Source organism: Formosa sp. S-31, from assembly GCF_051172795.1.
Classification (GTDB): domain Bacteria; phylum Bacteroidota; class Bacteroidia; order Flavobacteriales; family Flavobacteriaceae; genus Formosa.
The window spans coordinates 165,063-177,347 of the sequence record NZ_JAENDK010000003.1; the positions used below are offsets into that span (position 1 = coordinate 165,063).

Below are 12,285 nucleotides of genomic sequence, written 5' to 3' on the forward strand. Positions count from 1 at the left end.
GTTTTTTAATTAGAAGCCAATTTGCGCACCAATAGTGAATTGACGTAAAGGCGGTAAAATTATAAGTGAAGACATTTCAGGGTCTGGTCCATCAAATCCTGTAATTGTAAATAAGTTTTGGCCCTGCAGGTATAAATTAAGATCCAAATTAGGTAGTACTGATTTGGGTATTTTAAAATTTAATGTGATATTCCTCAATCGAATAAACGAAGCATCACTAACTGCTGCGCTACTAATAGTTTGATAACTTATACTTGGGTATAAACTAGAATTCAAGCCACCTGTCGCTAACATATATTCAGAGGTATCTCCTGGGTTTTGCCAATGATTTAATAAACTAACCGGGACATTTCTTCTGTAACCGGGAGCAACTTGCACACTCTTTGTATTGAAAGCCCGTTGTTTTTTAAATTGAAAAAAGAAATCTAAACTTAGATTTTTATAACTAATAGAATTCCCCAGTCCCCCATAGAATTCAGGAGAAAAGTCCTCGATCCAATTTCTATCTCCTGAGCTATTGATTACTCCATCTTCATTATAATCTTCAAACTGATAGACTCCTGTACTTGAGTCCACTCCTAAAGCATGAAACAAACGTTTTATACTCAATGGTTCTCCCAATATATATTGATTGGCAAAAGTGGAAGATTCTAAATCGGGAAATTTTAACAATCTATTTTTAGGGATGGTTAGATTAAATACGGTATTCCATTTAAAATCTCCATTACTTATATTGATTGAATTAAAATCAAACTCTAAACCTGTATTTTCAACAGTTGCATCAAAGTTACCTGTCAATTCAGAGAAACCAGTTGTACTGGCTAATGGAATACCTATCAATTGATTTGAAGAACGGTTTCTATACCAAACAGAGTTAAGTGTTAAGCGATTATTAAAAAATCCTAATTCGAATGCTAACTCTAATTTATTATTAACTTCCCAAGCAAATTCAGGGTTATAAATCCCTGTAGGTTCAAGTAAAAGATTTCCATTATAATCGTTTCCTGTTATACTATAAGAATCAAGAAACTTATAATCCCCTATATTATCACTGCCTGTTATCCCATAACTAGCTCTTAACTTTCCAAAAGTGAGCAAACCGGTATTCTTAATAAATTCTTCTTCTGAAAAGATCCATGCTCCACCAACTGCTCCAAAATTACCAAACTGACTTCCTGGACCAAACCGAGAAGAACCATCTCTCCTACCTGTTAAATTCAATATATACTTATCATCCCAATTAAAATTAAGACGACAAAAAAAAGCTTGGTAGGAATAAGTACTGGCATTATCTTCATCTATTTGAATAGTATTAGCCGCTGAGAGATTTTGCATTAAACTATTATTAGGAAAACCTCGTGCAGTCAAAACTAATTGATCCATGGTTTGTCTTTGAAAAGTAGTTCCTAATAGAGCTTTAATATTTAATTTTCCAAATTTTTCTTTCCAATCAATTTGAGGCTCAACGATCCATGACTCTCGATCAGAGTCATTTGTTGTAATATTAGAATAACTTTCTGGTGTAAATCCAAATCGAGGATTTCTTGAAGTATTAGGAAGTAATCTATATGAAGCAAAATTATAGTTATTGTACCCTAAATTAGCTTTAACCCCCAAGCTAGGCAGTATTTGATATGCCACACCACCGTTTAATACAATTGTATTAATATCAGCCTGATAGGTTTCTTCTAATAAAGCTAATGGATTATCAAAAGTATTATTTTCCCAATTAAGCTCACCATTATCATCATACAATTTAGGCGCATTGGGTTCCAATGTATAAGCTGCTCCAGTTAAATCCAATCTTGGCAACCTATTATCTTCTTTAGAATAAATAGTAGAAAAATTAACTTTAAACTTTTGATTTTTTGATTGATGATTTAGATTAGTATGAATCGAAGTCTTTTTGTATCTAGAATCACCCGGGAATACAGTTGATTCATTTTGATGTGAACCACTTATTAAAAATTGGGTTTGTTCTCCTCCTCCAGAAACGGATAATTGCATATTATTTCTATACGCTGTACCCCCAATAAGTTTTTTCTGCCAATCTGTATACCTATTTTGATCCCAAAGTTTCAAATCAGGCCAAATAAAGTCATAAGCAGGATTATTAAGTAGATCTAATCGACCATCATTTGTAATACCTTCTCTTCTAAGTGCCAAGTATTCTTCTGTATTTAGGAGATCTAAAAAATGAGACACACGTCCTAATCCACTATTCAGGTTTAAATTGAATTTTGTTTGGCCTTTTTTTCCCTTTTTAGTTGTAATTAGTACAACACCATTTGCAGCTCTTGAACCGTAAATTGCAGTTGCATCGGCATCTTTCAAAACTTCTATACTTTCAATATCATTTGGATTAATCGCGTTTAAAGGATTGGTATTTCCGCGATTAATGCCGGAAGAAATATAAACTGAACCTAATGATTCAGAACCATAAGGAACTCCATCTATAATATATAGAGGATCTGTCCCACTATTTATAAAATTTTTACCACGTATATCAATAGAATAACCTCCTCCTGGCAGGCCTGTATTTTGCACTATATTTACTCCAGACATATGGCCTTGCATTGCCGATAAAGGGTTATTGACAGGCTGTTTTTCTATAACCTTTGTGTCAATTTTAGCAATATTTCCAGTACGTTGTTTTTCTGAAACGGAATAATATCCTGCATTAATCGTAACAGCATCTAAAGCCGTAATATCTTCTTGTAAGACAATAGTTAATTGAATCTTTGCCCCAACTAAAATCTCTTGTGTTTCAAAACCAAGATAACTTAAAACAAGGACATCTGTTGATTTTGCAATTAATGTAAAGTGACCATCCTGATTAGTATATGCTCCGTTTGAGGTATTTTTAATTTGAATATTTACGCCTGCTATGGGCATATTATTACTATCAACAACATTTCCACTAATCTGTTGTTGTAAGGCTCTAAAGTTTAACTTTGTATGTTTGAAATTCCCTAAAACTAAATTTGAGTTTAGAGAAATTACTATTAGCAGGATACAAAATAGTTGTATCCTTACCTTGTTAAAAAAGGTATTTTTCATAATTTTGGGTTGGTTTAATTAAACGTTGTTTTAATTGAATTTGCCCTCCAAGTACTTTCCACGGTGAATGGAGGGTTCTTTTTCATATCCATTTTCTTCTTTAATATTTGGGTCTGTTTATTCCATAGGCTATTATTTATTATTAATTAAATCTCTAGTTTAATTTTTAATAACTGGGTAGTAAACCAATACATACCTTATCCGTAATTAAAATGGAATTACAGCTACCCAGATATTGTTCAGACTAATTCAAAATCTTTAATTCATAGGCGTTTTTATTTAAATTAATACAAAGCACACCTTACCCGAGTAAGGACTTTAGTTAATACTTAGGGAATATTGTTTCATGGCTGGATACCATGACTATGTGAAATCGTGAATTACAGGAGAAAGAAGTTTTCGCATACCAGAATTAGCTTAAATATTTAGCTAACGATCATCATGACGTCACTCCTGCAACAAAAAGTATGTGTTTTATATAGGGCACTTCGGCTTTTTAGGATACAACAAGAAATACGCTGTCAACTCAACATTAAATTGCGCTTTTCTAATTTTTAAACCTTGGTATCCTTTAATCTTTTTCAATAGGCATCAATTAAGATTTATTATAAAATAATATATAAGCATTTTGTCTAAACTGCAATTAGGACGCTCACACCAATTGGTGTGAGCTATCTACTAATTATCTCATTTTTAAAAAGTACCAATTTTTAATTTTGAGATTTTAAATTATTTTAATTTGAGTCTATCTTTTTTAATCATTGATTTTTACTGGTTCAATATACGAATTCTTTTTAATCATTCGCTAAAGCGAACAGTTATTTTTTTAATATTTATTTCATTTGAAATGATAACTCATTTTAATGTCCGAAAAAATAACTAAAGAAAAACTGAACTCTGCAAATGCTCTAATAAATGAGCATTTATGCAATTTTATTTCTGATAAATTTTTAAGACAACCGAAAAATAAAGAAGGGCTAAATGTGTCTCAAAATGTATATGCTAGCTTAGTAGGCCTTTCATCATCGACAATTAGTAAGATAAAATCTTCAAGTGGATACGATTTACCTTTTTCTACTATTTACAATATTTGTAGACATGAAAAATACTCTTTAAAATTACTTTTTCAAGAATTTGAAGAAAAATATGGGGAAAACATCCCCGAATAATTTATTTATTCCTATAATTTTTTTTTTATATATCTGAATATTTATCAAGCAACTCCCCTGTTGTAAAGCTCTTTAAACCTTCAAATTTATTTTTAGTGCTATTATATTTAATTTCAACAAAAAACATATCCAGGGCGTATAGGGCATATCTAAAACTTCCTTCTACTTTCGAATCTATGAAAGATCCCTTATTAAATGTCTGATTAAATTTTTCTCCTTCAGACAGTCTATTAAATTCATATAAGGTCATTTAATTATCGTTAATTCAGATAGCACAATTGATATTATAAAACGAGTATAAATATTACAAAGTGATCTTTCCTATTGTTGTATAAAACCACAAAAATCTCGTTACAATCTTTTTATAATTATATAATACAGAATATCATTGAATAAAAAAGACTACAAGAATTTGTAGCCTTTAAAACTAAGATTTATAATTAATTTATGTCAAATCTTCTACTTCTGCGCTAGGAGCGTTTGTTTTCACGGATTGTATGCCATTTTCCATGGCACTGGTAGATGAATACATTTGACTGGTACCAATCACTTGATTATTTCCTGCTTTTAAATTAAAGTAAGGACTACCGCTTTTAGATTCTAAACGTTCATATTTTGATTCATCTGGAGCATTCTTCTTTACAGATTCAATACCATTAGTACAACCTGATTTAGCAGCATACCCTTCACTAGCCAGAATATTTTGTCCATTACTTGCTTTAAGTCTAAAACGGAATTCTCCGCCATTATCCTTATAAATTTCAAATTTTGCCATAATATGTAGTTAAATTATATCTCTTTAAATATACTAAAATTATGACAATCAAGTAAGAAACCTCTTTACATATTACCTTTAGCTCAATTTTAAATTCTAATCTACGAATCTGACTCAAACATTCCTCTGACTTCGCTATGAATCTTTTTAAAATTAAAATCTAAATCTTCTTCTGTATAATCTTTAACTAAAGGTGGCCTTTTCTTTTTTATATCCAGTAATCTGAATTGTACCTTTTTATCTTTCCCATCTGCAAAGGCCACAAATTGCCCTGTTTTAAGTTTAAAAAATTCATTCGCTCTTCTCTTACTAACCTCCCTTTCTCCTTTAGTTATCCTACTATTGGAGGACCAACCACTTCCACTTGTAACAGATCTCGTAGGTTTGATTATGATTTCAAAAAAGCTTTCATAGTATTTCGCAGTATCTGGATCATTAGCTTTTCCAAAAAATTGATAAGACAGATTACTAATAATTGCCCGACTGGCCTTATCTCCATAAAGCATATCATTTTGTATTTTATCTTGCATCACATATACCGTAGTAATATCATAACTACGCAGTGTAGCAGGTATTCGATGCATATGCAATAATTTAATTGTTGGAGCTTCTTCCATAAGAATAAAAGCAGATTCTCGATTCCTCTCACTCATTTGCTTTACTACTGTATGCATCACCATGGCAATAATCGGTGCAAATGTAGACTCATATTTAGGGTGATTTGAAATAACTATTATCCCTTTATGGCTTTCTTCATTGATATTTAAAGGTACTTCATCTTTTGAAAGCGCCATAAACAGCTTTCTAGAACTTATTTTTTTAAAAGCATTAGAGAGCGTACTTCTCACCCCTGCCGTTTGTTTTTCTGAATCCACACCATGTAAAAAGGCACTTGCCATGGCTTGTGAAGTGATATCTGTTTTTAAAAACTTAACCAAACCATCTTTATCCAGATATTGGTATAGCGCTATTAAATGAGGTAATGTACAATAGTGAGGATAATAGCTTCTAAGGTTCCAAATAAGTCCTGAAAGTAATCCTTCCACTGCATCAGAAAAAAATTTATTACTTCCCATTACTTCTGAGAGGTTCTGCTCTAATAAATTTTCCATAAGCACCTTTGACACCTCATGTACACTTTCTTCACTCGGCAAATAATTTGGCGCTATTGGATTTACTCTATAATAAATGGTATCAAAAGCAATTGTATAGAGTTTAATTTTATATGCTTTACAAAGTGGGTAAACCATCTCGGTTAATTCAAGATCTTTATAATCATGTACAATTCCAGAAAATTTATTTTGTATAAAATGTAAAAGAAACTGGTAAATTACACTTTCTGACTTACCGCTTCCTGCAGCTCCGATAATACTAGCTCCTTTTCTGATATTATCAATTTTTAAGCTACCTGAGATCAAATGTAACTTCATACGATACTTTGGATGCACTTTGTAATTTGCCTTATTCCAAACAAAAACATACAGCGTCATAGCAATAAAAATTACCGCTATCAAAAAATATACGATGTATACGATCCATGTTGTACTCATATTTCAATAGATCCAGATCTAAGGGCTTTCCACGCACCTCTTTTAAGTTCTTTAACAATTTTAGCTGCAATTTGAGCCTGATTTGTTGGCACCTTTGGAATCAGAGTTTTTATCCCTGCATCTTTTAAAATCTGAAATCCGATAGCACGTTGTTTCGGACTCATTTGCCATAATTTTTTCATATACTGATCGGGTGTTTTCAATAAAGTTTTACGAGCCTTATACTGTTCCACATAATGGCGATTATAATTAAATTGTTTATCAAACTGAAGTTCTGCTTTTTGATAAAAGCTGTCCCTGTCAAAACCACGTTTAACTTCCTTTCCATTTAAAGTTACAGTCGAAGCCTTATACTTACTTCCTGGAGAAATACTATATCGATTGGATTTATCCTTTCGACTCATAATAATATGTACATGGGATTGAGAACCCGCCTTTGGCATACCAGACTCAATCATTTTTCCATTTTGCTTATGAGGAGCTGCTTGTATATTCTTTTCAATTTCAAGTTGTATTGCTTTGATATTCCCTTTTAATTCTCCCCTGCTAATTTTTCTAGAATCATTTTGAAGTTTTGCAATTCGTGCGATATAAGGTTGATTCTCTTTTACGACCTTATCAGTTCCTTTATATGTTCTTGTATATTCAATTTTAGCATAAAATTTAAGATCATTAACCTGCACTTTTCTTCCTTCAATTTCCCGATGAAAAGATTGGGCATAAGCTTTCATAACTTCACGAGTATAGGCTTTCAATTCTTCAGAATGATTCTTAAGTACAGCTTGTTCCCTCTGACTTGGATTGATAGTAATTGAATAGAACTTCGGTTCATGTTTCTCTAATTTTTTTGTATTTGAATCTATTTCTGTGATTACTTCTGCGCTTAGAATATCATCCCTTTCCTGATTAAAAAAATACTCCTTACTTTCTTCTGGAGTCTTAAAATTATTTTCCTTTTCTAAATAAGCAACAAAATCAGAGGCACTATCTAAATAACTACTTCCGAGTTTCTGAGCTGTTATAGTCATGTACATTACTTTGTTTTTTTAATTGAGTATAATCTTCTTTTGTAATATCAATCCGCACATACCCTTTTCCGAAAGCCGGATTAACATATGTAGATTGATTCAGACTTTCAGTAACAAGATCTTTTAGTTCCAATAGTTTCTGTTGTGTCTGGAAGTATTGATTTTTATAATGCGTATATCCATCAACTGGGGCAGTTTTCATTTTTTCTAATATTGCATCATGTTTCTCAAAGGATATCGGTGGCTGTTTCAAGACTTTTAACCCAGCAATAGTATTATCATTTGAATTAGCCTTCTCCATAGTTCCAGTGGCCTCTTGAAATAATAATTGCAGCATCTCATAAGTAGGAGCCGTTTGATGTCTTTCAATATCCCTAATGATAGCTACCAGGGAATTGATTCGTTTTTTTATAGCACTTTCAACTTTACCTAAATGAGATTCAAGTGTATCAGTTGGAGTAAGGCCATTAGCTTTAAAAAAATCAATCATATTGAGCAGGTTAAGAGATAAGGAGAGTTGCTGTTCTTTGCAAAACATGCGATAGCGCCTAGCCACAGACACCTTTAGACTTATAGTTGTGAATTGTTCTTTCTCGTAACCTTTATCCATTTTTACTTTAAAAATTTGTTGATTTTACTGTGATGAACGCCGTTTTACTCTAAAAACAAGATAACAGTCGAAAATCAATACTACTACAATCCCTTTGTTTACAAGGGTTTCCAGAGCGTGACTACCAGTAACAGGGCGTATAGCCCGTTACCCTCTTGCTATTCCATTTCGTCCCGCAGGGACAAAATTCCAAACGCCCTTTAACAATTGATAGATTATGACATTTTCAAGTTATTAAGCGCTCTTTATTAAGGTATTATAATAAGAGGAAAAGAGAAAAATTGATTTGTACTTAATTGTATTGATATAAGATTAAACAAAATGATTTTAAAAGTCTTTTAATTTTAAAACGACAATTTCATATTGAGTTCGTTTAATAAATTACAAAAAAAAAAGACCTTTGAAACACCAAAGGTCTTATTCTCATTGTATGAAAAAATTATAAAATTCCGTTATCTGCAAAACTGTAGTAAGCGCCACTTGGAGTTATAATAATATGATCCAGCACTTTAATATCTAAAAAGTTGGCACCCTGATTTATTTTGCGAGTAATCTGTTTATCAGCTTCACTTGGTTTAAGTTTTCCGCTGGGGTGATTATGTGCTAATATCACAGCTGTACTTAGTGACTTTAAAACGGTAGCAAATAAAATTCTGATATCAACTATCGTTCCTGTTATTCCTCCGGATGATAAGACAAAAATGCCTTTCACTTTATTGGAATTGTTCAGGAGTAAGATTTTAAAAGTTTCATGTACTCCTATAGTATCTTTATCCCAATTGTCATATATTATATTATTTGCATCCTCAGAACAACTAATTATCTGAGATGTTTTTAAATTTTCTTTGTATCGTATTTGGATTTCATTAACTTTAGTTTTCATAAGCTTGGATTTAAAGCGTTAAAAGGTTTAAGAGAATTAGAGGGGGCTAAATGAAGCTCCCCTCTTTTTTTAACTAAGTTCCTAAAAGCAGGATTTCATTAATGGTGATTTCTGTAACATATCGCTTTATGCCTTCTTTATCCTCATAACTTCTGGAAGTTAATTTTCCCTCTACGGCAATCTCTTTGCCTGTTGTCACATACTTTTCTACAATGTCTGCTTTTTTACCCCAGGCTACTAAATTGTGCCAACTGGTATTGGTTTGCTTTTCTCCCTTTTTATTATTGTAGTGCTCATTAGTTGCCAATGAAATACGGGCTAACTTTTTTCCGTCTTCTAAAATGGTCATTGTTGGCTCTTGCCCTACGTTACCGATTAACTGCACTCTGTTTTTAATTGTACTCATGATAAAAAAATTTAAAAGGTTAATAAATACCCCTTGTTTTGATTTTAATTAAACTAGAATTTTAAGGGGTGCTTTGTATAGTTCTCTCTAAAAGAGGACCATGTTTGAGGTGGGTTTTGTCAAGACTTTTATCAAAAGTTCAGGAGTGTCTGCGACGTAGTAAAACCTGCCTGCCGTCAGGCAGGTCCATAGGTTTTCAAGGAAGTAGAAACCTTAAGTTTTGATAAAATTTACTTGGTCTTTACAAGTTCCATTATAGCCTTAGGCCTTCTTATGAAAACCATGACGACGTGCGTGTACGGAAAGTTAAGCGTGCGGTGTTATGAGAATTCATAATAGAAGCGACTTAGGCTATGCCTGGTTTTTGCTGTACCAAAAACCAATAAAGGCCTCAAACATTACCAACCCCTTAAAATGCTTGACAGAGATGGTATTTTTAGGACAGAGCGAGCAAAGTCACGAGAAGACTTTGCCGATATGGCCGTCAAGAAAATGGCATTTCTGGCTTCCTTAATAAATAAAATCAAAACATGATTTCTACTTCTTGTATAAGTTTAAATTGGATGACGCAGTGGCAGCGGACTCTGGCTTAAAATCAAAAAATCAATAAAAGTATAATCACTTTTTATTTTAAGTCTGTGTCCAAGATTATTTCATGAAGTGCTTTTCTTAAATAGTTTGAAAAACATTTAAGGAATGTACTGGAATGTAATTTATAAACAACAATGAAAAGCATACAAAAAAAAGAAACCAGTATCTCAACTGATTTCTCTTTCGACAACAAAAACTACTCAGCACCCTGACCTTTCTGCTCCAGTTTCACGATGCGCTGCTGTATGCGTTCAGCTCTGGTCTGAGTCTCCTTTTCAAATTCCTGTTCTGTACTTTCCATTTTAGCTTTATAAAAGCCCTTCATAGCCTGATAAAAAGCAATATTGGTCAAGTTATTGGTATGATTACTTTCTCCAAAATGTACTTGCTTAATTAGTAAGAACCTGATGAGTTTATTAAACATTTCTTTTTTGAAATGTGTTCTGAAGTCCTTGTAGATCTCTTCTTTACTCATCTTTAAAGTATTTCCGAAAAACTCCAGATAATACTTTTGCTGTTGGATATAACCCACATTGTTTTCAAACAGTGATATGGTCATGGCAATCATCTCATCTTTAGATAATGCCTTATCCAAATCAAGATATCCGGCTTCTCTGATTTCTGAAGAAACCTGTTCAAACAACTTATTATTTTCAATATGTTGTTTACGCTGTTCACGTTCTTTAATCTTTATGATTTGTTCTTCTGGTGTACAGTCGGCCATTTTTCGTTCTGAAACAGGAATAGCATGACTACTGGAATCACTGGCCTCAACATCTTTAATCATGGCATAGCATTCTTTATAGCGGTATGTTTCGGGATGAAACACAATACCTTTCACAAAACCATTATCTATTGCCGAATTATACGTCTGATGTTCCTCCTGATACTCCTTGAGAGCTTCATCTAAATCCTCTTGTAATTCTTCATCTGTATAATCATAGTGTCTATACTTTTCTTTAAGTAGTTCCAAAGTCGGCTCCTCTGGTTTCTCAATAACCTCCAGATCATCTAACAAATAGACTTTAATACCGTTTTTTTCAAGCTCACTAATTATCAACTGGTTATTCTGATCACTCACCCAATACTTTCTTATTTCTGGGATTAACAGAATATTCTCTTGTTTAGCCTGTTCTATAAGATTTGTGAATACTTTACGCTTTTTCGTCTCGTAGCATATGGCCTTAGTACAAATCATTTTTCCCTCTTCAAACAAATGACCCTGATTTGCTGCATTAAACGAACAGGTGACACAAGCCCCAACATTCTCAATTAAACTCTTATTCTCAACATTAAAGGGTGCTCGTTCCAGATCAAAGGACTGCTCCTGTATTAATCGGTCTATCAAATAAGCATTAAAATCTTCTCCTATGGATTCCAGCATCAAAGCCTGCTCCTGTGGCTCAAACAATCCAACTTTAACAGCCTGCTTTAAAGACATCTCACCAGAACGCACAAAATGTTTAAATCCTTCAATAAGCCCCGCCAGTTTTAATCGCTGACGAATAAAATGGTCGGTTCTTCCTAAACGTCTGGCGATCTCCGAGAGCTCATACTTTTCACTTAAATAGGCTATTGCCTCTGCCTCTTCTGTGGGTTCTACATCTTGACGTTGTAGGTTTTCAATGATCTGCACTTCCATGATGTCGTTTCCTGAGTACTCTTTCACCATACAGGGTATGGTTTCCAATCCAGCCAATTTCGAAGCTCGGAACCGGCGCTCCCCCATCACGATGATATAATTACCTCCTGAAGGACGGACGGTAATGGGCTGAAGAACCCCGTGCGCTTTAATACTTTCGGCTAATTCAATTAAAAGTTTCTCATCGAATGTTTTTCTGGGCTGATCAAGATCCGATTGAATCCTCTGAATTTCCAGATGTACAATCTCGATTCTTAAGGCATCAACTTTAGCTTTTTTTACTACGGCTTTTGATGCATTTGTCTTGGTACTTTTTGCTCTTGTTGTCATAATACTTAAATTTTAGATTAAACAATATTTGAGCAAGCACCAAACGGAAGATAAAATTTTGACTCAAATTTTCGAGTAAAAAATTGGGGGAACCTTTGGGGGTTCCGATTATTTAGGCAGACAAATTTGAAAGCAAATATTTTACGAGTTTAACTTTGGTGAATATTGTATAATAATTTACCTTTCTCAATACCTCCTCCTTTACATTAAAAAAAACCAATCATAAACAATAAGTTTCAAA

The 12,285-nt window shown here is 33.1% G+C and carries 10 protein-coding genes; 1 reads left to right on the plus strand and 9 read right to left on the minus strand.

Features of this window, described 5'->3' with window-relative positions; genetic code table 11:
- Positions 1-9: 9 nt before the first annotated feature.
- A complete protein-coding gene (locus tag I3217_RS05220) occupies positions 10-3,060 on the minus strand; it encodes a SusC/RagA family TonB-linked outer membrane protein (protein ID WP_435048692.1) in 3,051 nt (1,016 codons plus the stop codon).
- A gap of 863 nt (positions 3,061-3,923) precedes the next feature.
- Between I3217_RS05220 and I3217_RS05225 the strand changes: the two genes are divergently transcribed.
- Positions 3,924-4,229 (plus strand): hypothetical protein, encoded by a 306-nt coding sequence (locus I3217_RS05225; RefSeq protein ID WP_435048693.1) that lies wholly within the window; start codon positions 3,924-3,926, stop codon positions 4,227-4,229.
- A 25-nt stretch (positions 4,230-4,254) separates the two neighbouring features.
- Here the strand turns inward: I3217_RS05225 and I3217_RS05230 are convergent, their stop codons facing one another.
- The 8 genes from I3217_RS05230 to I3217_RS05265 form a co-directional block, all read right to left on the minus strand.
- Positions 4,255-4,479 carry a hypothetical protein gene (locus I3217_RS05230; protein WP_435048694.1) on the minus strand — a complete coding sequence of 75 codons (225 nt, stop codon included), beginning with the start codon at positions 4,477-4,479 and terminating at the stop codon, positions 4,255-4,257.
- 195 nt (positions 4,480-4,674) lie between these two features.
- The gene (locus tag I3217_RS05235) at positions 4,675-5,004 is read right to left on the minus strand and encodes a YegP family protein (RefSeq protein WP_435048695.1); all 330 of its coding nucleotides are present in this window, start codon (positions 5,002-5,004) and stop codon (positions 4,675-4,677) included.
- A 101-nt stretch (positions 5,005-5,105) separates the two neighbouring features.
- Positions 5,106-6,554: a type IV secretory system conjugative DNA transfer family protein gene (locus tag I3217_RS05240; RefSeq protein ID WP_435048696.1), complete on the minus strand. Its 1,449-nt coding sequence runs from the start codon at positions 6,552-6,554 to the stop codon at positions 5,106-5,108.
- Positions 6,551-7,588 (minus strand): MobB family relaxase, encoded by a 1,038-nt coding sequence (gene mobB / locus I3217_RS05245; protein WP_435048697.1) that lies wholly within the window; start codon positions 7,586-7,588, stop codon positions 6,551-6,553. Before mobB ends, I3217_RS05240 begins: the two co-directional genes overlap by 4 nt.
- Positions 7,551-8,192, minus strand: coding sequence for a BfmA/BtgA family mobilization protein (locus I3217_RS05250; protein ID WP_435048698.1), 642 nt, complete (start codon positions 8,190-8,192; stop codon positions 7,551-7,553). The genes mobB and I3217_RS05250 overlap by 38 nt, the downstream gene beginning before the upstream one ends.
- Before the next feature lie 439 nt (positions 8,193-8,631).
- Positions 8,632-9,075, minus strand: coding sequence for a JAB domain-containing protein (locus I3217_RS05255; protein ID WP_435048699.1), 444 nt, complete (start codon positions 9,073-9,075; stop codon positions 8,632-8,634).
- A 73-nt stretch (positions 9,076-9,148) separates the two neighbouring features.
- On the minus strand, positions 9,149-9,481 hold the full coding sequence (locus I3217_RS05260) for a single-stranded DNA-binding protein (RefSeq protein ID WP_435048700.1): 333 nt from the start codon (positions 9,479-9,481) through the stop codon (positions 9,149-9,151).
- A 787-nt stretch (positions 9,482-10,268) separates the two neighbouring features.
- Complete coding sequence (locus I3217_RS05265; protein WP_435048701.1) at positions 10,269-12,044, minus strand: ParB/RepB/Spo0J family partition protein; 1,776 nt, start codon at positions 12,042-12,044, stop codon at positions 10,269-10,271.
- Positions 12,045-12,285: the final 241 nt, after the last annotated feature.

Coding starts and splice junctions, on each gene's coding strand:
- I3217_RS05220 (WP_435048692.1), bottom strand. CDS start 3,060: ATGAAAAATACCTTTTTTAACAAGGTAAGGATACAACTATTTTGTATC.
- I3217_RS05225 (WP_435048693.1), top strand. CDS start 3,924: ATGTCCGAAAAAATAACTAAAGAAAAACTGAACTCTGCAAATGCTCTA.
- I3217_RS05230 (WP_435048694.1), bottom strand. CDS start 4,479: ATGACCTTATATGAATTTAATAGACTGTCTGAAGGAGAAAAATTTAAT.
- I3217_RS05235 (WP_435048695.1), bottom strand. CDS start 5,004: ATGGCAAAATTTGAAATTTATAAGGATAATGGCGGAGAATTCCGTTTT.
- I3217_RS05240 (WP_435048696.1), bottom strand. CDS start 6,554: ATGAGTACAACATGGATCGTATACATCGTATATTTTTTGATAGCGGTA.
- mobB (WP_435048697.1), bottom strand. CDS start 7,588: ATGTACATGACTATAACAGCTCAGAAACTCGGAAGTAGTTATTTAGAT.
- I3217_RS05250 (WP_435048698.1), bottom strand. CDS start 8,192: ATGGATAAAGGTTACGAGAAAGAACAATTCACAACTATAAGTCTAAAG.
- I3217_RS05255 (WP_435048699.1), bottom strand. CDS start 9,075: ATGAAAACTAAAGTTAATGAAATCCAAATACGATACAAAGAAAATTTA.
- I3217_RS05260 (WP_435048700.1), bottom strand. CDS start 9,481: ATGAGTACAATTAAAAACAGAGTGCAGTTAATCGGTAACGTAGGGCAA.
- I3217_RS05265 (WP_435048701.1), bottom strand. CDS start 12,044: ATGACAACAAGAGCAAAAAGTACCAAGACAAATGCATCAAAAGCCGTA.